The sequence below is a fragment of the Erwinia rhapontici genome (assembly GCF_020683125.1).
GTDB classification, from domain to species: Bacteria; Pseudomonadota; Gammaproteobacteria; order Enterobacterales; family Enterobacteriaceae; genus Erwinia; species Erwinia rhapontici.
The window spans coordinates 4,535,492-4,558,934 of the sequence record NZ_CP085627.1 but is presented as its reverse complement, the minus strand read 5'-3'; the positions used below and the strand labels follow the sequence as shown (position 1 = coordinate 4,558,934).

19 protein-coding genes are annotated in these 23,443 nt (G+C 55.6%); 12 read left to right on the top strand and 7 right to left on the bottom strand.

The genetic code is table 11. The annotated features are described in order from the left end of the window. The first annotated feature begins 22 nt into the window (after nt 1-22). From treF to LJN55_RS21055, 3 genes are all read left to right on the top strand, one after another. A complete protein-coding gene (treF, locus tag LJN55_RS21065; RefSeq protein WP_133842603.1) occupies nt 23-1,633 on the top strand; it encodes an alpha,alpha-trehalase TreF in 1,611 nt (536 codons plus the stop codon). A gap of 171 nt (nt 1,634-1,804) precedes the next feature. After that, nucleotides 1,805-2,584: an ABC transporter substrate-binding protein gene (locus LJN55_RS21060; RefSeq protein ID WP_133842602.1), complete on the top strand. Its 780-nt coding sequence runs from the start codon at nt 1,805-1,807 to the stop codon at nt 2,582-2,584. A gap of 3 nt (nt 2,585-2,587) precedes the next feature. Then, nucleotides 2,588-3,682 carry a DUF2817 domain-containing protein gene (locus LJN55_RS21055; protein ID WP_227535214.1) on the top strand — a complete coding sequence of 365 codons (1,095 nt, stop codon included), beginning with the start codon at nt 2,588-2,590 and terminating at the stop codon, nt 3,680-3,682. A 2-nt stretch (nt 3,683-3,684) separates the two neighbouring features. Here the strand turns inward: LJN55_RS21055 and LJN55_RS21050 are convergent, their stop codons facing one another. After that, nucleotides 3,685-4,464 carry a HalD/BesD family halogenase gene (locus LJN55_RS21050; RefSeq protein ID WP_159336770.1) on the bottom strand — a complete coding sequence of 260 codons (780 nt, stop codon included), beginning with the start codon at nt 4,462-4,464 and terminating at the stop codon, nt 3,685-3,687. A 185-nt stretch (nt 4,465-4,649) separates the two neighbouring features. Here LJN55_RS21050 and LJN55_RS21045 point away from each other — a divergent pair, with 185 nt between their 5' ends. Further along, nucleotides 4,650-5,399 carry a 6-phosphogluconolactonase gene (locus LJN55_RS21045; RefSeq protein ID WP_227535212.1) on the top strand — a complete coding sequence of 250 codons (750 nt, stop codon included), beginning with the start codon at nt 4,650-4,652 and terminating at the stop codon, nt 5,397-5,399. A 1-nt stretch (nt 5,400) separates the two neighbouring features. Here the strand turns inward: LJN55_RS21045 and LJN55_RS21040 are convergent, their stop codons facing one another. Then, on the bottom strand, nt 5,401-5,820 hold the full coding sequence (locus LJN55_RS21040; RefSeq protein WP_227535211.1) for a nucleotide triphosphate diphosphatase NUDT15: 420 nt from the start codon (nt 5,818-5,820) through the stop codon (nt 5,401-5,403). 172 nt (nt 5,821-5,992) lie between these two features. Between LJN55_RS21040 and LJN55_RS21035 the strand changes: the two genes are divergently transcribed. The 3 genes from LJN55_RS21035 to LJN55_RS21025 are packed head-to-tail and all read left to right on the top strand — an operon-like array spanning nt 5,993 to nt 9,491. Next, nucleotides 5,993-6,511 (top strand): sorbitol dehydrogenase family protein, encoded by a 519-nt coding sequence (locus LJN55_RS21035; RefSeq protein WP_227535210.1) that lies wholly within the window; start codon nt 5,993-5,995, stop codon nt 6,509-6,511. A gap of 26 nt (nt 6,512-6,537) precedes the next feature. Next, entirely contained in the window at nt 6,538-8,127 is a 1,590-nt protein-coding gene (locus LJN55_RS21030; RefSeq protein WP_159336774.1) for a GMC family oxidoreductase, read from the top strand. Nucleotides 8,128-8,129: 2 nt separating this feature from the next. Beyond that, nucleotides 8,130-9,491: a c-type cytochrome gene (locus tag LJN55_RS21025; protein ID WP_227535209.1), complete on the top strand. Its 1,362-nt coding sequence runs from the start codon at nt 8,130-8,132 to the stop codon at nt 9,489-9,491. 78 nt (nt 9,492-9,569) lie between these two features. Here LJN55_RS21025 and LJN55_RS21020 read toward each other — a convergent pair whose 3' ends face one another. Both LJN55_RS21020 and LJN55_RS21015 read right to left on the bottom strand, forming a co-directional pair. After that, a complete protein-coding gene (locus LJN55_RS21020; protein ID WP_227535207.1) occupies nt 9,570-10,754 on the bottom strand; it encodes an alpha/beta hydrolase-fold protein in 1,185 nt (394 codons plus the stop codon). A gap of 38 nt (nt 10,755-10,792) precedes the next feature. Further along, nucleotides 10,793-12,370: a carbohydrate porin gene (locus tag LJN55_RS21015; protein ID WP_227535206.1), complete on the bottom strand. Its 1,578-nt coding sequence runs from the start codon at nt 12,368-12,370 to the stop codon at nt 10,793-10,795. Nucleotides 12,371-12,853: 483 nt separating this feature from the next. On the opposite strand from LJN55_RS21015, the gene hglS reads away from it, so the two are divergent. Continuing rightward, the gene (gene hglS / locus LJN55_RS21010; RefSeq protein ID WP_227535205.1) at nt 12,854-14,188 is read left to right on the top strand and encodes a 2-oxoadipate dioxygenase/decarboxylase HglS; all 1,335 of its coding nucleotides are present in this window, start codon (nt 12,854-12,856) and stop codon (nt 14,186-14,188) included. 418 nt (nt 14,189-14,606) lie between these two features. Here the strand turns inward: hglS and LJN55_RS21005 are convergent, their stop codons facing one another. Then, nucleotides 14,607-15,410: a Cof-type HAD-IIB family hydrolase gene (locus LJN55_RS21005; protein WP_227535203.1), complete on the bottom strand. Its 804-nt coding sequence runs from the start codon at nt 15,408-15,410 to the stop codon at nt 14,607-14,609. Nucleotides 15,411-15,737: 327 nt separating this feature from the next. On the opposite strand from LJN55_RS21005, the gene LJN55_RS21000 reads away from it, so the two are divergent. The 3 genes from LJN55_RS21000 (at nt 15,738) to LJN55_RS20990 (ending at nt 18,392) form a co-directional block, all read left to right on the top strand. Then, nucleotides 15,738-16,475, top strand: a complete 738-nt coding sequence (locus LJN55_RS21000) for a DeoR/GlpR family DNA-binding transcription regulator (protein WP_133842593.1) — start codon at nt 15,738-15,740, stop codon at nt 16,473-16,475. A 258-nt stretch (nt 16,476-16,733) separates the two neighbouring features. Beyond that, nucleotides 16,734-17,399 carry a fructose-6-phosphate aldolase gene (gene fsa / locus LJN55_RS20995; protein ID WP_227535201.1) on the top strand — a complete coding sequence of 222 codons (666 nt, stop codon included), beginning with the start codon at nt 16,734-16,736 and terminating at the stop codon, nt 17,397-17,399. Nucleotides 17,400-17,453: 54 nt separating this feature from the next. Continuing rightward, a complete protein-coding gene (locus LJN55_RS20990; RefSeq protein WP_227535199.1) occupies nt 17,454-18,392 on the top strand; it encodes a hypothetical protein in 939 nt (312 codons plus the stop codon). A gap of 109 nt (nt 18,393-18,501) precedes the next feature. Here the strand turns inward: LJN55_RS20990 and LJN55_RS20985 are convergent, their stop codons facing one another. Further along, on the bottom strand, nt 18,502-19,725 hold the full coding sequence (locus LJN55_RS20985; RefSeq protein ID WP_227535197.1) for an MFS transporter: 1,224 nt from the start codon (nt 19,723-19,725) through the stop codon (nt 18,502-18,504). Between the two features lie 99 nt (nt 19,726-19,824). On the opposite strand from LJN55_RS20985, the gene LJN55_RS20980 reads away from it, so the two are divergent. Beyond that, nucleotides 19,825-20,763, top strand: coding sequence for a LysR family transcriptional regulator (locus LJN55_RS20980; RefSeq protein ID WP_227535196.1), 939 nt, complete (start codon nt 19,825-19,827; stop codon nt 20,761-20,763). A gap of 45 nt (nt 20,764-20,808) precedes the next feature. Here the strand turns inward: LJN55_RS20980 and LJN55_RS20975 are convergent, their stop codons facing one another. Continuing rightward, complete coding sequence (locus LJN55_RS20975) at nt 20,809-22,929, bottom strand: TonB-dependent siderophore receptor (RefSeq protein ID WP_227535194.1); 2,121 nt, start codon at nt 22,927-22,929, stop codon at nt 20,809-20,811. Nucleotides 22,930-23,443 lie beyond the last annotated feature (514 nt).

The following is a 23,443-nucleotide window of genomic DNA, read 5'->3' as shown; positions in this document are numbered from 1 at the left end:
CACTTTCAACCAAAATGAAGCGATGATTGACAATAACCCTACTGAATATGAAGCCTGGTACGATGATTATGAGGCTGGGCCTGATTCCGCGGTCGAGCCTCAGCCGGAGCCGATCCGTGGGCTACCCGCGTCCGATATTCTCACCCCTTCAGACCGCTATCAGGAGCTGTTCGAAGTGGTGCAGATGTCGCGTATTTTTTCCGACAGTAAAACCTTTGCTGACTGTGCGCCAAGGTTTGAACCGGAACGTATTCTCTTTCGTTATTATATGGCGCGTGAGCGGGATGATTTTAACCTGCTGGAATTCGTGCTGGAAAATTTCGAGCTGCCACGTGTCCATGACAGCCGCTATGTTTCCGACCCGGAAAACAGCATCGAACAACATATTGATGCGCTGTGGCCGGTATTAACCCGCCAGCCGGAAAAGCATTGCGAGTTTTCATCGCTGCTGCCGCTGCCCAAACCCTATGTGGTGCCGGGTGGGCGATTTGGTGAAACCTACTACTGGGACTCCTATTTCAGCATGCTGGGCTTTGCCGCCGCCGGGCGTGGCGATCTGATGCATAACATGGCCGACAACTTTGCGTGGATGATTGATAAATACGGCCATATTCCTAACGGTAACCGTACTTATTACCTCAGCCGTTCGCAGCCGCCGGTGTTTGCCATGATGGTGGAGTTGTTCGAAAAGAATGATATCCATGAAGCACAGCATTACCTGCCGCAGTTGAAAAGCGAGTATGCGTTCTGGATGGATGGCCAGGACGATCTCTCCCCGAATCAGGCGTATCGCCACGTGGTGATGCTGCCCGATGGTTCGGTGCTGAACCGTTACTGGGATGACCGTGATACGCCGCGTGACGAATCCTGGCTGGAAGACGTGGAAACGGCACGCCAGTCATCGCGTCCGTCCAGCGAGGTGTACCGTGACCTGCGTGCCGGTGCGGCATCCGGTTGGGACTTTACCTCGCGCTGGCTGGCTGAGCCAGGCCGTCTGGAAAGCATCCAGACCACCAGTATTGTGCCGATCGACCTGAATGCGTTCCTCTACAAGCTGGAAACCACCATCGCCCGATTGTCGGCCAGCAAAGGCGAGCAGGAGACCGCAGACCGCTACCAGCAGCTGGCGCTGCGTCGCCGTGAGGTCGTAGATAAGTATCTGTGGGAAGAGGAAACCGGCCTGTACCGGGATTACAACTGGCGTGAAGGGGAGAAAGCCGCGTTCTCCGCCGCGGCGGTCACCCCGGTGTATGTGGGAATGTCCAGCTATGAGCAGGCCACGCGTACGGCGAAAGCGGTGCGTGACTATCTGCTGGCACCGGGCGGTATGCTGTGCAGCATGGAAGTGACCGGTGAGCAGTGGGACAGCCCGAACGGCTGGGCACCCATGCAGTGGCTGGCGGTAAAAGGCTTCAGCAGTTATGGCGAAGAAGAGCTGGCGAAGGAGATTGCCACCCGTTGGCTGACGACCGTCGATACCACCTGGCAGCAGCATCACAAGCTGGTGGAGAAATACAACATCAGCGGTGATGCCGCGCTGCTCGGTGGCGGTGGTGAATACCCGTTGCAGGACGGCTTCGGCTGGACTAACGGTGTGACGCGCCGTCTGCTTGAGTTGTACCCACGCAGCTGAGATCAGAGGGTGGCCGCCCGGCCACCCTCATCGACGTTTACCCGACAACACCTCGTATTATAAAACTGGCTTATTAACCCCCGCCTGCCATAAGACAAAAGCCTTATTTCTCCATGAAAAATCATGCTATTACTTGGGGATAACCCGCATGATGATCCCGGAGATCCTGAAATGAAAAAACTGACCCTGACCGCGCTGGCTTTGCTGGCGGGGTTTAGTGCTTCTGCCCTGGCCGCAGAAGAGCTGCGTTTTGGCGTTGACCCGACGTTCCCCCCCTTTGAATCCAAGGCTGCTGACGGATCGCTGCAGGGATTTGATATAGATATGGGTAACGCCATCTGCCAGCAGATGAAAGTGAAATGTGTCTGGGTACAGACCGGTTATGACGGCATTATCCCGGCGTTACAGGCGCGCAAGTTTGATGCCATCCTGTCAGCCATGGCGATGACTGAAAAACGTCGTGAGCAGGTGGCGTTCACCGACATGCTCTATAACACCCCGAGCGCGTTGCTGACACGTAAAGACAGCAAGCTGATGCCGGAACTGGCATCGCTGAAAGGCAAGACCGTTGGCGTGGCGCAGGGCACCACGCAGGAAGGCTTTGCGAAAAGCGTCTGGGGCAGCCAGGGTGTTCAGGTGGTGAGCTATCCAAACCAGTCGGAAATTTATCCGGACCTGGCGTCAGGGCGTCTTGATGCCACTTTCACCAGTGCAGCAGCGGCTGAGTCCGGCTTCCTGAAAACGCCGCAGGGTGCGGAGTATCATATCGCCGGGAAACCGCTGTATGACCCAAAATACTTCGGTGAAGGTGTCGGGATCGGCTTGCGTAAAGATGACGGTGCGCGCATTGCCAAAATTAATGAAGCGATGGCTGAACTGCACAAAAATGGCACCTACGATCGTCTGGCGAAGCAGTATTTCAGCTTTGATGTTTATCACCGCCCGGAGTAAGCGATGACGTTAACGACACTGCCTGACTTTCGCCAGCAGCGCGCACGCTTTCTGGCAGCAGTGGGGGCGCTGGGAGGCGCTGTTACCTGCTACCCACACCCGCTGAGCGGCCCGCAGGGCGAGCCGCTGTCGACCGATGTGGCGGTGATTGGCCGCGCGGATGCCCCGCAGGTGATGCTGGTGGTTTCTGGCACCCACGGCGTGGAAGGGTATTACGGCTCCGACAGCCAGATCGCCTGGCTGGAAGCGCTGGATGGCAGCACCCTGCCGCAGGATGTCGCGCTGGTGCTGGTGCATCTGATCAATCCGTGGGGTACCGCCTGGCTGCGGCGGGTGAATGAAGACAACGCCGACCTGAACCGTAACTTTATCGACTTCTCGGGAGCGGTACCGACCAATCCGGCGTACCCGGCGCTGCACAGTATTTATACCTGCCGTGACCTGGACGGATCAGAGCGTGCGGCAGCCGATGTGCAGATGGCACTGAAGTGCGCGGAGATCGGCTGGGGTGGCGTAAAACGTATTGTGGAAGCCGGGCAGTATCAGTTTGCTGACGGCATCTTTTACGGCGGCAGCGAGGCCAGCTGGTCTCAGCAGATCCTGCGGCAGATTATCGCCAATCATCTGCAAATGGCACGGCGTATTATCAGCTTCGATCTGCATACCGGGGCCGGGGCTTACGGCCATCCCATGCTGCTGGCGATTGCGCAGCGCCCTTACCCGGCGCTCGATGAAGCGAAACGTCTGTTTGGCGAGTGGCTGACGGTGATCATCACCGGGGACAGTGGGGAGAGTGACACCGGCGTGACCGCCACAGCCACCGGTTATTTGTCACAGTTTATGCTGGATCAGCTGCCGGAGACGGAACTGCTTCAACTGGTGGTGGAGTGCGGAACTTACGACGGTCGTGATATGCACCGTCGCGTGCGCGACGACCACTGGCTGCATCTGTACGGTGACCTGGACAGCGAGCAGGCATTACAGGTGAAACAGCAGCTGTTTGAAGGGTTTTACCCGGCCGATCCGGACTGGCGGGCGCTGGTTGCACTGCGCACCCGACAGATTTTCCAGCGCGGCTGGGAAGCATTACAGCAGTGAGATCACAGGCGCCCGTAGAAGGTCATGCGGGCGCTTTCTGACAACGACACATCCGGCTGGGCATTGTACGCCAGCACCACCAGCATACGTGTCGTATCTCCTTCCGTTGGCGTCACGCGGTGCAGGGCATTCCGCCCCCTGAACAGCACCAGATCCCCCGGCTCAATGGCCAGTTTCTCTACCGGATGCTCACCGTCCAGCACGGCACCCACACCGCTGTAGTTCATCTCTCCGGCTTCCGCATTACGCAGATGGCTTACGTATTCAAATACGCCGCCCGCTTCGGGTTTCTGAATCAGCAGTGTGATAGCGAAGGAGGAGTTGTCAAAGTGCCAGCCCAGCTCCTGCCCGGCATGTGCATAGTGCAGGTTAATCGACGACAGGTTGTCGGCATACGGGAACAACTGTTGCTCTTGCAGCACGCCGCATAGAAACGCCTTGAACGCGTCCGAGTCGTACAACGTACGCAGGGCCGAGGCCGCCGGGATCTCTTCATCGGTAATACAGCCTTTCGAGGAAACCACCTGGCGGTTACGCGGGTGATCGGCGGCAAAGGCATCGTCCGGTTTCTGCAAATAGACGTTATGCTGGCTGCTGGCATAAAACGCCAGATGCTGGTTATCGTCCCCTTCCTGCTTGATTGCGGCCAGCGCGGCAGGGGTTAAAAAACCTCGCAGTACCAGCGCGCCGCTGGCAGCCAGCTGCTGCTGGCATGTTGCTGTGTAACCGGCATCGGTAATCGGGTGAGCACTCAGGTTAAGCAGGGAAGCAAGAGGATTCATCAGGGTCTCGTTGGCAGAAAAGCAGGTTATTCACTGTACGATGCCGTTGCGCGCTCTACTACTGATTTCTCGGACTTTTTAGCGATAAAAACCCAAGAGAATTATCCCTTTAGTTATTATTGTTGCAGTGGTTATCAGAAGCATTCATCTTATTGTCATCCGGTCCGTAACAAGGGAATGAAAAAATGAAAATACGGTTATTCGACGATCATGAAGCCCTGAGCCAGCAGGCCGCGGCAGATATTTTTACTGAGCTGAATCAGGGAGGACGTTGTAATTTCGCCCCGACAGGCGGTTCATCGCCGCTGCGGCTGTATCAGCATCTGGTCGCACGGTTACAGGCAGAAAACGCCGGACAGCAGGTGCACTATTATCTGCAGGATGATGTTCCGCTGCGCGGTCGTGAGCAGCAGCCAGGGGTGATTTATCAGCATATTGACCGACATCTGCTGACCCCGGCGGGCATCCCGCCACAACGCATCCATCCGTTAACCCTGGCCAACGTTGCGCAGCAGGATGCCGCGATTGCCGCTGACGGCGGGCTGGATCTGCTGCTGCTGGGGGTGGGGCAGGATGGACATATTGCCGCGAACCTGCCGGGCACGCCGTTCGACACGCTGACGCGTGAAATTGAGGTCGATCGCTGCCACGGTGTACTGATGGCGGCTTTAGTGCAGGAAGTGGGATCGGAGGAAAATGTTCCCGACAGCTACCTGAGCTTTGGCATTCACACTATTATGCAGGCGAGGCATATCAGGGTGCTGATCAACGGTGAGAATAAAGCCAAGATAGTCCGGCGGATGCTGATGGAGCCCCCCGTGGAAGCGTTGCCTGCTTCTGTATTGCAGCGCCATGCCAACTGCACGCTCTATCTCGACGCGGCCGCCGCACGCCTGCTGGATGCAGACTGGCTGGCGGCGCATATCACCCACTAAATCAGCGCGTTTCCTGACTGAGATCGAGAAGATCACTTTGATCCAGCAAAGATTGCAGTGGGGCGAACAGCGGCTGCGGTAGCGCCGTCTTATCGAACCACTGCCAGCCTTCACATTTGTGCGGTTCACAGCGTTCGGGTGTGCCGCTGGCATGCCAGGCGAGCATAAAAAGCGTGACGTAATGTTTCTGCTCTGAACAGAAAATGGTATTAGTGAAGGGCCCCTGAACACATTCCCCCAGAGAAAGTCCGGTTTCTTCAGCCACTTCTCGCTGCGCGCATTGCTGTGGCGTTTCCCCAAACTCCAGATGACCTCCAGGCGTTGCCCATTCGCCTGCGCCGTGGCTTCCCAGACGTTTACCTAATAATACTTTGCCATCACGGAAGAGTAATACTCCGACGCCGATACGCGGCTGTGTCATTTTAATCTCCTGACTACGACGTATTTTCACCGACTGAAACTGTATTAATCCACAGCGGTAAAAAATCCAAATTCGTTACGCCAGCTTAACTATCTGGCGCTTTTACATGCCATATACAAGTCCATTCGAATGGTGTGATGATAATCACAGTTGTCCAAATGGAGAGTGACAAATGTTAACACGAAGGAAGCTTTTAGGTAGCGGTGCCGCCTTGTTGGGGTTTGCGGTGCTCAGGCCCACCCTGTCCTGGGCGGCCGTTCCCGCCGCAGGCAGTGACAGTGCTGCGTTTTATCACACCTCATTACTTGTTACCGCACGTTCGCACCTGAGTCCGCTGGTGGCACAGCGTGCGCTTTACTGCCTGAACGCGGAGGACGGCGATTTTCCTCAGCAACTGCAACGGCTTTGGTCTGGTTGTCAGGCGGCCGCCATCACTCACGCTGACCAGCTCAACGGCCATTCTCTGATGCAGGGGAGTACCGGGGCAACGATCAAGAAAATCATCTCCGCCTGGTACCTCGGGTTTACCGGTACGCCCGTGCCACTGCGTGCGGTGGATAACACCCGCTTTGTAACCTATACCGATGCGCTAATGTATGTCCCCACCCTGGATGCCACCGTTATACCCACTTATTCGCGCGGTAAGACTAATTACTGGACCCAGCCGCCGGCCACGATCGCCAACGACTAACTCTTTTCTTTATGTGAGCATCCCCTATGAATCAACATTATGATGCCGATGTCATTGTCATCGGTTCCGGTGCGCTGGGCAGTAATGCCGCTACGCATCTCGCCCTAAAGGGAAAATCGGTCATTATCCTGGAGGCCGGTGAACGTATTCCACGGTGGAAAATCGTTGAAAATTTCCGTAACTCGTCGAAAAAAGGCAATTATAACTCGCCTTACCCTAATGAACCCTGGGCTCATCACTCTTACGATGAACAATATATTGAGAACACGGGTTCATTCGATTTCCGCCCTGGAATGCTGAAACTGGTGGGGGGAACCACCTGGCACTGGGCTGCTGCCTGTTGGCGCTATCTGCCGAACGATATGAAATTAAAAACCCTGTATGGCGTTGGGCGTGACTGGCCAATGGACTATGACGCACTTGAACCCTGGTACCAAAAAGCGGAGGAGGCGCTGGGGGTATGCGGCAGCGATACAGATGATCAGAGCGGCCAGGGGGGAGCGGCCTTCCCTCCGCGTTCGCAGCCTTATCCTATGGAACCAGAGGGGGAAACCTATCTTTTTCAGCGTCTGAAAAGCCGTCTCTCTCCTGCCGGATACCACTTCATTCATGAGCCCAATGCCCGCGCCACGCGGCCCTATGATGCCCGCCCCGCATGCAGTGGTAACAACAACTGCATGCCTGTTTGTCCCATTGGGGCCATGTACAGCGGTGATACTCATGCCCGCCATGCAGAAGAGGCAGGAGCGAAGCTGATGACGGATGCCACCGCCTGGAAACTGGAAAAAGGCGCTGATGACAAAATTGTCGCCGTACATGTGCGCAGTTCAAAAGGGTTAGATACCCGCTTAACGGCAAAATATTTCGTGGTGGCGGCACATGGTCTGGAAACGGCAAAACTTTTGCTGATCTCGGATGTGGCCAACAGTTCCGATCAGGTAGGGCGTAATCTGATGGATCACACCGGAATGGGGATGCAGTTTCTGGCAGATGAACCGCTATGGCCCGGTCGTGGCGCGGTTCAGCAGGGCGGTATTTTTAACAACCGCGATGGAGACTTTCGCAAAAATCACTCGGCTATCAAGCATGCCATATCAAACAACGTGCCGAATATGGCCGTCGCGCAGCGGCTGATTGCCAAAGGTGTCATTGGCAAAATGCTGGATGAACAGATCCGCCATCAGGCTGCACGCTGGGTAGATATTTCTACGGTGTTTGAAATTTTACCGCATGAGACGAACACGGTTCGTGCCAGCACGACGCGTAAAGATGCGTTGGGGATCCCGATGCTGACGGTGCACTACGAAGTGGATGATTATGTCAAAGCGGCGAAGGCGGTGGTGGATAACGATTACCGCCGTTTCGCTAGCCTGATGGGGGGCGACGTTGTTGAGGACAATACGGGATGGCAAAACCGCGATCACCTGATGGGCACGGTGATTATGGGAGACAGCTCTCGTGACTCCGTGGTCAACCATGAGTGTCGGACGTGGGATCACAGCAACCTGTTTCTCGCCACGACAGGGGTCATTCCGGCTTCAGGCGTGATTAATCCGACGCTCACCGGCGTGGCATTAAGTCTTCGCGCCGCTGACATCATTGAGCGAGAGATCTGATCATGAAAATCTTGATGTACGTTCTGCTGCTGGCGGGTTCCTGGCAGGCAGTGGCCTCTGACGAGGTGATGATTGAGCGCGGTAAAACGATTGCCATCGCCGCTGACTGCGCTGCCTGTCACCGTCAGGCCACCAAAAATGGTGCGCCTTTTGCCGGTGGCTATGCCATTGATTCCCCGATGGGACGTATTATTGCCAGCAATATTACGCCGTCCAGACAGTTCGGTATTGGCGGCTACACTGAGCAACAGTTTGCTGACGCGTTGCGAAAAGGTCAGGCTGCCGACGGAAGTTACCTGTATCCCGCCATGCCTTACACTGCCTTTCAGGGGATGACTGACGACGATATTCACGCCCTGTATCTCTATTTTATGCAGGGTGTTAAACCTGTCGATCGGGCGCCTGAGGAACAAACCGCGCTCAGTTTCCCGTTTAATCTTCGCCAGCTGATGTGGGGCTGGAATCTTCTTTACCTCAATACTCAACAGGGTGAAAAGCAGGCGGAGCTGTCGGATAAACTCAACCGTGGGCGCTATCTGGTGGACGTGCTGGCGCATTGCAGCACCTGTCATACGCCGCGAAATATGGCCATGGCAGAAGACCAGAGCCGCTATCTTGCTGGCAGTCCGCTGGGCGGCTGGTATGCACCGAATATCACCTCCGATCCTTCGGGGTTGGCGGACTGGAGTCAGAGCGACATTGTCACCTACCTGAAAACGGGCCATGTGGCCGGGAAAGGGCAGGCGGCCGGGCCGATGGCTGAAACGGTTGAGCAGAGCTTCAGTTCTATGCCGGATGACGATCTGCAGGCGATTGCCGCCTGGATTAAGCAGGTTCCCGCGATCCAAAGCGCGCAGGCGGTGGACAGTACCAGGCCATTACCACAGGACATTAATCTGGTGATAAAAGGTCAGGGCGATCAGGCATCGCTGGCGAACAGCTCAACCACCGATGGTGCCGAGTTATACAGTAGCGCCTGTGCTAGCTGCCACGGTCGCGAAGGCAAGGGAACACCCGATAACTTCTATCCTTCGCTCAGGCAAAACAGCGCAGTATCCGCCGCATCTCCGGGCAATGTCGTGATGACCATTGTGGAGGGCATTCATCGCCATGGCAGCGATGCCGATGTGGCTATGCCAGGCTTTGCCAGCCAAATGAATGATGCGCAGATTGCCGCTGTCAGCCGCTATGTACGCGACCAGTTCGCGGGGATTGTGAGCCCGTTAACGGCAGAGGATGTGCATAATCTGCGCGGCGGTGGGGACCCCCCGTTTATCATCCGTTACGTGAACTGGCTGATGGCTGGCGGCGTGATAGTGTTGCTGCTGGTGGTGTTCGGCCTGTTACGTTTGCGCAGGCGATGAGTCTGTCGGGCAGGCCTTAAACGGCCCGCCCGATTTTTTAGCGTAGATTTTCTCTCCCGGTATCAGCGGTTTTTGCGCTTAACGGAACAGTTTCTGGACAAACTCCGCGTAGGCCGGTCGCCAGACATCCATTTCGTGCCCCAGCTTCGGCCAGGCGTGATAATCGAACTTCACGCCTTTCTCTTCCAACGTCTGCTTTAGCCCGGCGATATCTTTACCGGTAATGGTGTCATTCTCGCCAACCACAACGGTAAAGTTTTTCAACTGACGGTTAATCTGATCCGGTTTTTCCAGCTGTGCCGCCACCTTGTCATTCGGAACAGTGGTAGTGCTCACACCGCTGAGAGTCGCCAGCGCACTGAAACTGTCCAGATGACTGAGACCCGACACCAGCGCCTGATATCCTCCCTGCGACAGGCCCGCCAGTGCGCGTCCGTTCGCATCATGACGGACATTAAAGCGCTGGTTTATCAGCGGGATAATATCGTGGATCAGTTCACGGTCAGCCGCCGCCGCATTCAGCGGGTAAAACAGCTTACGGCGCTCCTGCGGCACGTACGCTTCCGGCGTGGTGGTGGCGGTATCCGTTTCGGTATCCGGGATCACCACCAGCATCGGTTTGATTTTTCCCTCTGCCAGCAGGTTATCCATCATTTCTGGCACGCGGCCCTGATCGATGGCCGAGCGCAGACTGTCACCAAAGCCGTGATAGAAATAGAGCACCGGTAGCGGGGCGCCTTTTCCGTCGTAACCCGGCGGTGTCCAGACCGCGACCTGACGCTCGCGCTTCAGCTGGGGTGAGTGATAAGTCAGCGTTCGCAGTTCGCCATGAGGCACATTGCGCACGTCGAGAATGCTGCCCGGCACCAGGATCAGGCTGGTGTTCACCTGGCGCTGGGGTTTGGCATACGCCGTACCGGTATCGATACTGCGGAAACCATCAACACTGAAGAAGTACTCATACAGATTCGGTGCCTGCACCGCTGAGCGGAAACTCCAGACCCCGCTGGCGTCCTTCACCATCGGATGCGAGACATAGCTATCCGGCGTGGCCCCGGTAAACACCGAGACTTTTTGCGCCTGCGGTGCGAACAACCGGAAGGTGATGCTGTGGTCAGCATTCACCTGAGTCACGTACTGATTCACCGCCCGATCCTGCGGCGGGAATACAGGGAAATCAGCGGGCAGCGTCGCGGAAAAGGCCGGGAGCGATGCCCCCAGAACCAGGCCTGCGAGCAGCAGTGCAACGGCAGACTTCTTCATCAGTTACTTCCTTATCGGTTAAGAAAATCAGGGGCAGATTACCACCAGACTTCCGCCTGAACGCCCAGCGTGAACTGATCGTTTTTGCTGTCCTGGAAGCTGTAATTTGACAGCTCATTATCCAGTACATGCAGATACGTACCGTAGAAACGGATCTCCGGGCGTGAGTTCAGGATGCTGGTATCGACTTTCAGCGCGTGATACAGCGTCGTTTTATAGCCAGATTCTTTCAGATTCTCACCTGACTGCGTTTTGTTGGTCTGAGTAAACCAGCTCAGTTCCACACCGGTCTGATTGTAGCTGTCCCAGATCCAGGCCGGGCGCACCACGGTACGCAGGCTTTCGAAATCGCTGTGTGAACCACTTTCGTAGCTGTAGACATCGTTACCGCGTGAGTAGACCAGCGCATTCGCCATAATGATCTTATCGCTCAGGTACATTTCACCCTGGGAGATGGCGCGGAACGCGGTGCCGTTAGTGTGGTCGCCATAATAGTAGCCGTTATAGCTGACATTGGAGCTTGCACCGTTGTAATTGGCGAAGCTGCTGGCGAATGAGTTGTTACCGGCCTGCAGGCTGAAGTCGTTAAAGCCTTTGTTGTAGAGCTGCTGGCGCACGATGGCGGTGGCCAGCCATGCGTCTTTCAGCGTATAGAAGCTGTTGCTGTCTTCATTGTTTTTCTGCTCGTCGGTTTTATTCGCCATCGAATATTTACCCATCATGGTCAGCGTTGCGCTATCCCACAGTGGCAGATCTTTGTAGCGGACCTCGACAGAGTTGGTATTCATTTGCGTCTTATTGGCGAGATCGCGCGAGTAAACGTCGATATCTTCACGGGTCAGTGACAGATCAACCTTGCCCGGTCCGGCCGCCAGGTTTTCAATACCTACGCCGCCGCCGACGTCGGTGCGCACGCTTTTCCAGTCGAGCATCTGGATTTCATAGACCGGTAGGGTATGTTTACCCACCCAGAAGTCAGCTTCGGGCGCAAACGGCAGGAAACCTTTGGTGGTCAGGTAGATATCGGAGAACTGCAGCAGGTTTTCATTGCCGGTGTTATCGCCAAACCAGCCGGAACCATACTGCTGGCTGACGTTACCATCCAGTTTGACAATGGCTTCGGCGGTTTTTCCATTCTGGTTATACACGCGCTGTTTCAGCAGTAAGTCAAACCAGCCGCTGTGCTCATTACCAAAGCGCCCGACGGAGCCGATAGCATAGGACTGTGGGGAGCCGTTGTTGCCGGTTGCCCAGCCGCTGCGCAGGTAGCCGGAGTAGGTGAAGCCGATATCATCTTTCACATACTGGCTGATGTCTTTCAGAGTGACTGGCTGGCTACTTTCGCCACCCGCAGAGGTGCTGGCGACGTCAACCGTAGAGCTGGCGCTGACCGCGACAGGGGCGGCATTCGGCGTGCTGGCGGGCGCCGCACGTTTAGCCATAGCGGGCTGCTCATGCTGTGCTTTATATTCGCTGAATTCCGTTTGGGTTCGCTGTAACTCTTTTTCCAGTAATTCCAGACGCTGTTCCAGCGTTAATTTAGCGGCAAGAACATGGTTTGGAAACAGTGCAGAAGTAATAAGAACGGCTATTATTTTTAATGAGTGTTTTTTCATTTTTTTAGTTTCCCAGGTGTTGCATGATAAATAAAAGGCATGCGGAATCCCTGCCAGTCGTACCGCTAACGGGCATAAAATTGAGAGTGGGTGCGAAAGCAGACAACACTCTTTAAATCAACGATTTGTTTTTATTTTTTTCTTTTATGAATACCATTCCTCTTATATTTTCTTGCTGCCAACTTTTCTGAAGGCAAAAAAAAACCTGAATAGCTTTTCTTTCCGCTTTTTCAGCAAGAAGAAAAACGCTTCAGGTTTTGCCTGCCAGCCCGTTAGCGGGCAAACAGTAACAATCCAGAGTGTTTGTTAACGAAATACGGTATGAAATATTTCGTAATAAGAAGATTTTGTCTCAATTATGGCTGCGGCTGCAATGACATTTTCATTCTCTGTCTACAATCTGTGATGAAACTAACACTTAGCCACCGGAGCCATCGCTATCCTTCCTGTGGGATGGTGAACAGGACACTCAGGAGAGCCGCAATGAGTCACAGAGTTATCAGCGCAGACCGTATTCGTGACCGCTTTTCCAAAGCGATGTCGGCGATGTATCAAAAGGAAGTTCCTCAATATGGCACGCTGTTGCAGCTGGTGCGCGAGGTGAATCAGCAGGCATTGGCGCAGCATCCAGGCGCATTGAATGCAGATCAGTGGCCCCAAGAGGTGAATCGCCTGAGCGTGGAACGCCACGGCGCCATTCGCGTGGGGACGGCGCAGGAGCTGACCACGCTGCGACAGCTGTTTGCCGTGATGGGGATGTCGGCGGTGGGGTATTACGATCTTACGGCGGCCGGGGTGCCGGTGCACTCCACCGCGTTTCGCCCGGTGACGGAAGAGGCACTGCAAATCAATCCGTTTCGCGTGTTTACCTCACTGCTGCGGCTGGAGTTGATTGAGGATCCGGCGTTGCGCCAGCAGGTGAGTGAGATTCTGGCCCGGCGCGATATCTTCACGTCGCGGCTACGCGAATTGCTGACGCGATGGCAGCAGCAGGGCGGTCTGGACGATGCGCAGGCGGACGAATTTGTCCAGGAAGCGCTGGAAACTTTCCGCTGGCATCATCAGGCTTCGGTCGACCTCCGTACCTATAACACGTTGCTGGCACAGCATCGTCTGATCGCCGATGTGGTGTGTTTCCGTGGGCCGCATATCAACCATCTGACGCCGCGCACGCTGGATATCGACCTTGTACAGCAGCTGATGCCGGAATATGGCATCACGCCGAAAGAGACCATCGAAGGCCCGCCTGCACGACATTGTCCGATCCTGCTGCGGCAGACCAGTTTTAAAGCGCTGAATGAAGCGATTGATTTTACCGACCAGACGGCGGGCACGCATACTGCCCGTTTTGGGGAAATTGAGCAGCGCGGCGTGGCGCTGACGCGCAAGGGTCGCGAGCTGTATGATCGCCTGCTGCGTGAAGCCTCAGCGGAAAAACACGGGGATAACGACAGTCATCAGCGTCATTTAAGCGCGGTATTTACTGCCTTCCCGGATGATGCTGACCAGTTGCGTCAGCAGCAGCTGGCTTTTTACCGTTATCGTCGTCATCCGGAAATAGCCGCATTACCGGGTGACGATCTGGAGAGCCAGATTGCCCGGGGTGCGGTGATTGCCGAACCGATTATCTACGAAGATTTTCTACCGGTCAGTGCGGCCGGGATTTTTCAGTCGAATCTGGGGAGCGACACGAGCAGTATCAGCAGCGGTAACCCCAGCCAGGCGGCGTTTGAGCAGGCGCTGGGGGCTCAGGTGCTCGATGAGTTTACGCTGTATCAGCAAGTACAGCAGGATTCCCTCGATCGCCTGTTCCTGTAGGGCCTGACCCTCTGTTTCGGTCAGCCCCCTGAGTGCTCCCGAGAAAAATGACCAGGGCGTTATTGCGGGCAGCCTGTTAACCGGTTCCCGGAGGAAGGGCTGCTTGCTGCACCGGCATAAACACGTCCCTGTGGCCTGGCGGCCGGCCTTCCCTGGCCGGCAGCCTGCTGCAATCAGCCCTTCCTCCTTCACCTGCTGGCATTTGCGTGGCTGTTTTTAAAACCCACAGCGGGAACGAATGTTTAGGGGATGGGGCCAGTTTGAGGTAAGCCGGACGTCACGCGGCAGGACGCCGCGTGCCGAGGCCCGCAGGGATGCGTCTTTTGCCGATCCGGCGTGCTCAAACTGGCCCCAGCCCGTGTGCTGTGCATTCAGCCAGAAAACATTTCTGGGATCTCTCAGGGGGCGCCCCCTGCGTTTAACCGACCTGACCGCTTAACACCCGTTCAATCACATTCAGCGCGCCTTCATGGTTGTTACTCTCGGTGTCATATTGCGCTACCTGCTTCACGGCGGGTTGCGCATTCGCCATCGCAAAGCCATAACCGGCGTGTGCCACCATCTCAATATCGTTACCGCTGTCACCGACGGCCACCACTTCATTGTCGGCAATCTGCCACTGACGTTGCAGTAGCGCCAATCCGTGCGCTTTGTGGATGCCAGGAATGATCAGGTCAACAAACCCGAAGCCGCTGGAAACCGGTGTGACGATGCCATCGAGCGCATGGCCGATATGTGCCATCAGTTCCGGGATTTTTTCATCGGCCAGATTCAGTGAGAACTTGAAGATGGTGTCATTGAGCGCGCTGAAATCATCGCGCAGTTCCAGGCGGTGATAGTGCTGCGACATCAGTGTTACCAGTGATTCGGGTGCGCTGTTGAGCATATAGGCGCTGCGCGGCCCGCAGACCACGGTATGGGCGTAAGGCAGCCTGGCCAGCACCGCCAGCACTTTTTCCAGATGCGCTTCACTTAACTCGCCACAGAACAAGGTCTTACCACAGTCGACAATATTGGCACCGTTTTCGGAGACAAAAGCGATCTCATCCCGTATTTCCGGGAAGAAGCTGATGAGCTGGTAATACTGGTTGCCGCTGGCGACCACAAACTTGATGTTCTGCTTTTTCAGTTGCTGGTATTGCGCTAAAAATCGCGCTTTGTTGTAGGTTTTGTTGTCATCGAGGAAGGTGCCGTCCATATCCACAGCAATCATTTTAATCATCGGGTCCCCTGAGTAAAAAAGGTAAAATACTGCCTTATCATCGGTGGAAAGACTGAAGGTAAAAAGAGGCAGCTTTTTTCCGTGCGTTCCCCTTTTATTTGTGTGCTTGCTGAGGCTGAGCCGTTATTGGGTTATTTATCCCCTGTCTGGTGCTTTTTGTACTGTTACTGGATGCTGTTAGCGATGAAAGTACCTGTAAGGGGAAAAACCTACCTCGAAAAGAGGCAGTGATTTTCGACGGGCATCAGATTGTGATCCGCACGCTGCTTACATAATATGAAAGGAAAGGGTTACTGATGAAAGTAATCACAGACGGAGAGGGTCCCTATGAAACAGCGTCACCGGCGTATTCTCGATCGGGTGGAAGAGAAGGGAAAGGTCAGCATTAATGAGCTGGCGCAGATTAACGGTGTCTCTGGCGTGACGATCCGCAAAGACCTGGCTGAACTGGAAAGCCTGCATTATCTCAGCCGTGCTCACGGTTATGCGGTGTCACTTAACGATCTCTCTGAGCGTGTCAGCAGTAACTTTTCCACCAAAGAAGCCATGGCAAAGCGGGCGCTGGCGCTATTGTCAGAAGGGGACACGCTGTTTATTGAAGCCGGTAGCAGCAATGCACATTTTGCCCGGGAGATTGGCCGTTCAGGCCTGGATGTCACGGTGGTAACCCCTTGTGTTTATGTCGCTAACGAGCTGAAAAACTGCCATCAGGATGTGGTGTTGATAGGCGGGGTGCTGCAAAAGCGCAGCGAATGCCTGGTCGGGCCGCTGACCCACCTGTGTATCAACAACATCAATTTCAACAAGGTGTTTATCGGTATTGATGGCTACAACCCGGATTATGGCTTTACGGGGCGTGACATTATGCGCGCTGAAAACATCCGGCTGGCGATAGAGAAGCGGGTGCAGAATTACGTGATTGCCGAATCGGGCAAGTTCGGCAAGTTGTTCCCGTATAACGTGGCGAAGCACAGCGATATCGATACGGTGATCACTGACGCCGGGCTGCTGCTAAACTTTGAAAACGCCCTCGTGCAACAGGGGGTGAGGGTGCTGAAGGCCTGATAGCGCTTTCATATTCGCGCTGCTTTGTTACGTTATTTCCCGCCTGGTGAAAGGTCACTTTCACCAATCGCAATACACCACAACCATCAGTATCTAACTAACTGTTTTAAAAATGTTTGTTTTGGTTTTTTATTGTTTTCTTCTGCCTTGATAAGCGTGACGGCGATCAAATTTCATCGGGAATATTTCATTTATCGTACTGCGAAAGCAAAAATAGTTTCATATGAAACTTCTCAGCGTGGTCTCCCGGAGGATGTGATGGAATTCTATTTAGATACGGCAGATTTGGCAGTGGTAAAGCGCCTGGCAGCAGTGCTGCCGATAAAGGGTGTGACCACCAATCCCAGTATTGTCGCTCGCAGTAAGCGCCCGCTCAGCAGCGTGTTGCAGGAGCTGGTGACGATTCTGCCTGCCGACAGCACGCTGTTCGCTCAGGTGATTGCGCATGAGGCATCTGCCATGGTGGATGAGGCGTTACAGTTGCGCGAAATCGTGCCGTCGCTGGTGGTAAAGGTGCCAGTAACCCACCAGGGCCTGACCGCAATTAAATTACTGACGCAGCAGAATATCCCGACGCTGGGCACGGCAGTATACGGAGCCGGGCAGGGCTTTTACGCGGCGCTGGCCGGGGCCAGCTACATTGCTCCCTATGTTAACCGTATTGATGCGCAGGGCGGCGACGGCATTGCGCTGGTCAGGGAGCTGCAAACCTTGCTGGGCCTCCACTGCCCACAGAGCAAAGTGCTGGCCGCCAGCTTCCGTACGCCGCGCCAGGTGCTGGACTGTATGCTCGCCGGGTGTCAGGCGATCACCGTCGATCCGGATGTGGCGGAACTGTTCCTGCTTGATCCGGCGGTGGACAGCGCACTGCAGCGTTTTGACCACGACTGGTCATCGGCCTACGGTAGCCTGACGCTGTCATAAATGACCTGCTGAATGTCAGGGTTCTGACGTTATTTGGTAAAGAATTCTTACATATTGCCGATTAATTGCTCTACCGAAGAAAAAACCGTAGAGGGCATTATGGGCGTTATCAGTGGAGTGACCGACAGCGTGGCAAGAGGGTACATCGCCACAACCGCAGTGGAAGCAGCAACCTCTTCTCAAACCGAGAGCATTACCGGAAAAACCTTGCCTGCCAGCATGGTGGTGATCTCGCCGGAAGGCAGAGCACGACTGGCGCAGGTTTCCACCGAACCCTTAACGGCAGAGCAACTGGAACAGCAGGAACACCAGGTTAAGGACCTGCTGGCCAGTAAATCAGCCAACCAGACCCCGTCGATAAATCTGGGGTATGCGTTGTTTAACGATCCGCAAACCAACTGGGATGCCCGCACCTTCAGCCCACTGCTGAAGATGACCGCTGACCCTACCCAGGCCAGCATGGACAGCTTTGCCGCCGCGCTGCATCAGGTGATAACGGATGGTCAGGTGGGGCGTAATCAGTACGATAATTCAGACACCTCGGAGGCGATGGCCCTGACGTTAACCCAGGCCAAGCTGCATAAGCTGGTGGAGAAATATGTCTCACCCGATAACCAACAGCAGGCAACCGATATTGTTGATGCGATGATTGATGACAAGATTGCCTTTCGCGAAGAGCGAACGCTCCTGTCGGCACAGGGGATGCTGGATGTGGCTAACCAGTACGGCACCCGTGCGATGCAGGCTGATGCGCGTGACTATCTTGAGCAGGTGAAGAGCGGCACCGCCCGACCGCAGCTTGAACTGGTGGCGATGATGGCGGCGACAACACTCAGTAAAAATATGGAGGCTGCGTTCAGTGCCTTTGCCGATGTGATTAACAACACGCCGAATCCTGACAAGATGGCGCAATCCTCTATAGAGAGCGGGCTCAAGCAGCTTGATGTGTACCGTCAGCAGTGGGATGACTTCTACAAAAAACTCGCTGAGTAACAGCCGCACGGGTCGATCATTTTTTCCGATCGACCCGTGCTGAGGGTTTGTACCAGGGTCCAGGTCAGCAATACTGGCTGACCGAAACTCAGGGTCAGCCATTACGGATTTATGCTTGTCTTGTTTTATGGGCAGACTTCATCAGGCGGCGGACATTCATCCGCACGATAAAACTGCCCGCTCCGGCCAGTGTCAGCAGGGCGACCACGCCCGGCCAGCCCGCCTTTTCCAGCAACAGACTGCCCAGCGCCGAACCGACCGCCATACCGATAAATACCCCGGTAAACATCAGCGCATTCAGGCGGCTGCGGGCGGCGGGTTCCAGCCCGAAGATCAGCGTCTGATGGGAAACCAGCGTCGCCTGCACGCCAAAATCAAAGCCGATAGCCGAGATAACAATCAGCGCCAGCTGGGCGGAAACCGGCAGCAGCGGCAGTAAAAACAGGGCAGCAAAAGAGAGCGTGGCGAGGGCAGTGCTGAACTGCGTAACCAGCGCCGGGCCGCGGCGGTCGGCCATCATTCCCGCCAGCGGTGCCGCCATTGCGCCTGCGGCACCCGCCAGGCCAAACGCCCCTGCCGTGGCGCTGCCCAGGCCATAACGGCTGTGCAGCATCACCGCCAGTGTCGACCAGAACGCGCTGAAACCGACAGAGAGCAACCCCTGCGCCAGCGTGGCGCGGCGCAGCTCACCGTGGTGCATCCACAGGTGGCGCATTGATGCCAACAGCGCCGGGTAACCCAGCGAGGTGCTGGGGGCGATATGCGGCAGGCGACGCCACAGCACCAGGGTAATCATCAGCACCAGCAGGGCGGCGAGCACAAACATGACGCGCCAGCCGAAGTACTGCGCCACCAGCCCGCTCACCACTCTGGACAGCAAAATGCCAAGCAGCAGCCCGGTCATCACCGTGCCCACCGTTTTACCGCGCTGTGCCTCCGGCGACAGGCTGGCAGAGGCCGGAACGATATCTTGTGCCATTGTCGCGGTGATGCCAATCGCCAGGCTGGCGGCCAGCAGCACCATCATATTGCCGGCGGCGGCGCTGAGCAGCAGGGCCAGCGTCAGCAACATACCTTTGAGAGTGATAATGGTGCGGCGATCGTGGCGATCCCCCAGTGGCGCCAGCAGCAGGATGCCGAGGGCATAACCCATTTGCGTCAACGTCGGCACCAGGCCGCTGGTGGTGACGCTGGCATGAAGCTGGCGCGATAAGATTTCCAGCATCGGCTGGCTGTAGTAGATGGATGCCACGCTAAAGCCAGCGCCGCTGGCCAGCATCAGCACGGTGGGGCCGGAGAGTGGCTGCGGTAAAGAAGCGGTGTGAGTCGACATGGTGAACAGCCTGTGTGTCAGTGAAGTTGGCGCTATTATTATGCGCCAGTGCGTTAGAGGGTAGTCGCCTGCCTGGTAGAACTGTTATACGATGAGCGTATGAACACATCTCAATTTCCCGGCGTTGACCGTATAGAACTGATGCAGACCTTTGTGCGCATTGTGGAATCCGGCAATCTGTCGGCGGCGGCGGCACGTCTGGGGACCAGCCAGCCCACCGTCAGCCGCCGCCTGCAAACCCTGGAAAAACTGCTGGGGCTGAAGCTATTGCAGCGTACCACGCACGTGATGAAGCTGACGGAAGATGGCGAACGCTGTTACGCCCATGCCAGAACGTTGCTGGAAAGCTGGCAGGGCATTGAGGACGATCTGCGCGGCGTAACGGAAGAGCCGCAGGGCGTGCTGCGTGTGCTGGCCCCGCATGCCTTTGGCCAGGACCAGATGATTGGGCCTTTGCAGCGCTACTTACAACGCTATCCGCAGATGACCGTCGAGTGGATGCTCAGTGATCGGCACCCGGACTTTATTGCCGAAGGGATTGATTGTGCGGTGCACGTCGGTCCGGTGACGGAACCCTCGGTGGTGGCCCTGCTGGTGGCCGAAGTGCCGCGAATCGTGATTGGGGCGCCGTCGCTGCTGCCTTCGGGGGAGCTGCCCCGGCATCCGCAACAGTTGCAGGATCTGCCCTGGCTGGCGCTCAGCACTTTTTACCGTCACAGCGTGTCGCTGACGCAGCTTCCGAGTGGGGAGAACCAGCGTTTTGATATCCGGCCACGTCTGCTGACCGACAGTCTGTATGCGCTGCGCAATGCCGTACTGGCAGGAATGGGGGTGGGTATTGCATCGTCATGGGTGGTACAGGAGGATATTGCCCGTGGGGACTTGCTGCATCTGGCTCCACAGTGGCAGGCCGCTGCGTTGCCGGTGTATCTGGTCTATCCGCATGCCCGTTACTATCCGGCACGATTGCGGATGTTTCTGGCGATGATGCGCGAAGCGATGCCGGTCCTGTCGGGGACGCAGCACCCGGTGCGCTAAATAAAAAAGGCACTCCCGCCAGGAGAGTGCCTGTAGAGCGCGGGATCAGAAGCTGTAGCTGACGCCTGCCTGCCAGGTGCGGTCACGACCGATCCAGCAGTTGTTGGTGTCGTAGCAGGTGAAGGTCTCTTTGTTGGTCAGGTTCTGCGCGCTGGCTTTCAGCGTCACCCCGGCCAGCTGCGGAGACACCGCCGCCATATTGTAAGACACGGCCATATCCCACAGCGTGGTGCCGCCCAGTTTCCCCTGATCGTTCGCCAGTGAAATTTCCATTGGGCCGACATAACGCGCCCCGGCACCGACGGTCAGGCCGCGTACTGCACCGCTGTCGACGGTGTAGTCACCCCACAGGTTGAAGGTGTTCTCCGCCACCTGAGTCGGGCGTTTACCCTGATATTTATCATCTTCCGTATTCAGCGCGTGGGTGTAGGCGTAGTTGGCGATGATATTAATATTCTCGGTCGGACGACTGATCACCGACAGCTCTGCGCCTTTTGACTCCACTTCCCCGGTCTGGCGATAGACTGCTGGCACGTTGGAATTCGACGTCAGCACATTTTTCTGGCGAATATTAAATACCGAGGCGGTCACCGTGGTGGCGTAATCGGCCAGCAGGTATTTCACCCCGCCTTCCAGCTGACGGCTGGTGGTCGGTTTGGCGGTGGTCAGGTTGCCCGTGGGTGAAACCGGTTTGAAGCCTTCGGAATAGCTGATAAACGGCGCAATCCCGTTATCAAAGGTGTAGAGCGCGCCGAGGCGTTTGGTCAGGCGGTGCTGATCAACCCAGGTTTTGGTGTTATTGGCAAAATAATCGGTATTGGTTGAGCGGTAGTCGTCGTAACGCAGTCCGGCGATCAGGCTCAGGTTGCCGTATTCGACCTGATCCTGGAAGTAGTAGCCGGTTTGATTAAAACTCAGGCGGTTAAGCTGCGCGGTGTTCAGGCCCAGCGCCGACTCATTGACCTGATTGTAATCCGGGTTGCTGATATCAATACCCGGTGAGGCGGCAGAAGCATATTTATAGTGGAAGTGGGAATCCATGCGCTGATAGTCCACACCCGCCAGCAGGTAGTGTTTCCAGTCGCCCAGATCCCACTGCTTCGTCACCTGGTTGTCGATGTTGAAACTTTTCAGATCTTCATCAGTGGTATAGGCAAAACGACCCAGTTGCGTGTTGCTGACCGCTGGATCGGTGATGCCGGTCGCGTAGATGCTTTGCTGATGCGTGTCGACGTCAAAGTAGCGTGCCTTCTGGGCGACGGCCCAGCCGTTATCGAACTCATGTTCAAAGCTGTAACCCAGCATCCACTGGCGCTGTTTAAAGCCGCTCCAGCGATCGCCCGCGTAGGCGCGGTGTGAGGAATCTAAGGCTTTCAGCGCGGCCAGCGGCATTGTATCCGACGGCGTCAGGCTGGGGATATCCTGGTACTGCGCATCAAATGTCAGGCGGGTTTTGTCCGAGGGTTGCCATGTCAGGGACGGTGCCACCAGATAGTTTTCGGATTTGGTGGTGCGCGGCTGGTCATCGCCGGCGCTGGCTTTACCGATAAAGCGGTAGCTCCAGTCGCTGTCGGCAATCGCCCCGGTGCTGTCGATATAGCCTTCGCGCAGTTTCCGGCTGCCGCTGTTAAAGCCGACCTCGGTTTTCTGCTCTTTCTGCGGCTTCTTACTCTGGATATTCACCAGACCGCCCGGTGAACCATTGCCGTACAGCACTGAGGCCGGGCCTTTCAGAATATCAACATGGTCGATCAGAAGCGGGTCAATATTGGCTTTGGTATTTCCGGTGACGTTATACGGCAGCTGCAGGCCGTCATAGAACGAGTTATCTACCGCAAAACCACGAATTTTATATTCGCTCATGTACGAGGTGGCACCACGGGTTTCTGTGGAGACGCCCGGGGCATAGCGCAGAATTTCATTCAGTGAGTTGGCGTGACGTGCGGCAATCTCTTTGCTGCCCACGGTGTTAATCACCTGCGGCGTTTTACTTTCCGGCACCGCCGACTTGGTGGCGCTGTTGGTGTAAGCGGGCAGGGATGCAGCACCTGAATCTGACGCGCTGACCACCAGCGTTTTTTCGTCAGAGGGGGTGGCGGCGTGAGCGAAGGTGGCACAGGTGCTGGCAATCAGCACAGAGAGCAGGCAGGGCTTGGTGTTAAACATAGGTTCAAATGCCAATGAGAATGTTAAAGATAACGACAATTATTATCATTGCGCGTGACTATGCAATAACTTCCGAAAAATTAAATTTTTATCGCGAAATAACGCCTACAAGCCGTAGTGTTTTTATGTGCAGCTCTCTACGGCAATATAAAAATTTGTCTTTAGTTAGAACGTTACCTGCCTGTTACGTATTTAAGGCGACGATATGCCTGGATCGTGTGATTTACAGGGTTAATTCTATTAGTAACGGGTAGTTAAATATGATGCGAAAGCGCATTCAGACTCTGTAAGGATATTGTTATAAGAAGATTCCGAAGCGGCCAAATAGTAGAACATTTAAAGTAAAGCGGTCAATAACGCGGGGAGGTGATCGTCCGAAGGTGGAAAACAAAAAAGGAGTCATTACGATGATAGCTGCCTTCATGAACATGTTGCGATTCATCTCCGGGCAATCGTGTAAGCGCATCATAAGAGTGGTATCTTCCTCCCTCCTTTTTTACTCATTCAAGGTCAG

What these genes read in the sequence shown, in the direction of transcription:
- LJN55_RS21020 (WP_227535207.1), bottom strand. Translation starts at nt 10,754, where the DNA reads ATGAAGAAGTCTGCCGTTGCACTGCTGCTCGCAGGCCTGGTTCTGGGG.
- treF (WP_133842603.1), top strand. Translation starts at nt 23, where the DNA reads ATGATTGACAATAACCCTACTGAATATGAAGCCTGGTACGATGATTAT.
- LJN55_RS21040 (WP_227535211.1), bottom strand. Translation starts at nt 5,820, where the DNA reads ATGACACAGCCGCGTATCGGCGTCGGAGTATTACTCTTCCGTGATGGC.
- LJN55_RS21015 (WP_227535206.1), bottom strand. Translation starts at nt 12,370, where the DNA reads ATGAAAAAACACTCATTAAAAATAATAGCCGTTCTTATTACTTCTGCA.
- LJN55_RS21045 (WP_227535212.1), top strand. Translation starts at nt 4,650, where the DNA reads ATGAAAATACGGTTATTCGACGATCATGAAGCCCTGAGCCAGCAGGCC.
- LJN55_RS20980 (WP_227535196.1), top strand. Translation starts at nt 19,825, where the DNA reads ATGAACACATCTCAATTTCCCGGCGTTGACCGTATAGAACTGATGCAG.
- LJN55_RS21005 (WP_227535203.1), bottom strand. Translation starts at nt 15,410, where the DNA reads ATGATTAAAATGATTGCTGTGGATATGGACGGCACCTTCCTCGATGAC.
- LJN55_RS21060 (WP_133842602.1), top strand. Translation starts at nt 1,805, where the DNA reads ATGAAAAAACTGACCCTGACCGCGCTGGCTTTGCTGGCGGGGTTTAGT.
- LJN55_RS21050 (WP_159336770.1), bottom strand. Translation starts at nt 4,464, where the DNA reads ATGAATCCTCTTGCTTCCCTGCTTAACCTGAGTGCTCACCCGATTACC.
- fsa (WP_227535201.1), top strand. Translation starts at nt 16,734, where the DNA reads ATGGAATTCTATTTAGATACGGCAGATTTGGCAGTGGTAAAGCGCCTG.
- LJN55_RS20985 (WP_227535197.1), bottom strand. Translation starts at nt 19,725, where the DNA reads ATGTCGACTCACACCGCTTCTTTACCGCAGCCACTCTCCGGCCCCACC.
- LJN55_RS21035 (WP_227535210.1), top strand. Translation starts at nt 5,993, where the DNA reads ATGTTAACACGAAGGAAGCTTTTAGGTAGCGGTGCCGCCTTGTTGGGG.
- LJN55_RS21000 (WP_133842593.1), top strand. Translation starts at nt 15,738, where the DNA reads ATGAAACAGCGTCACCGGCGTATTCTCGATCGGGTGGAAGAGAAGGGA.
- hglS (WP_227535205.1), top strand. Translation starts at nt 12,854, where the DNA reads ATGAGTCACAGAGTTATCAGCGCAGACCGTATTCGTGACCGCTTTTCC.
- LJN55_RS21025 (WP_227535209.1), top strand. Translation starts at nt 8,130, where the DNA reads ATGAAAATCTTGATGTACGTTCTGCTGCTGGCGGGTTCCTGGCAGGCA.
- LJN55_RS21030 (WP_159336774.1), top strand. Translation starts at nt 6,538, where the DNA reads ATGAATCAACATTATGATGCCGATGTCATTGTCATCGGTTCCGGTGCG.
- LJN55_RS21055 (WP_227535214.1), top strand. Translation starts at nt 2,588, where the DNA reads ATGACGTTAACGACACTGCCTGACTTTCGCCAGCAGCGCGCACGCTTT.
- LJN55_RS20975 (WP_227535194.1), bottom strand. Translation starts at nt 22,929, where the DNA reads ATGTTTAACACCAAGCCCTGCCTGCTCTCTGTGCTGATTGCCAGCACC.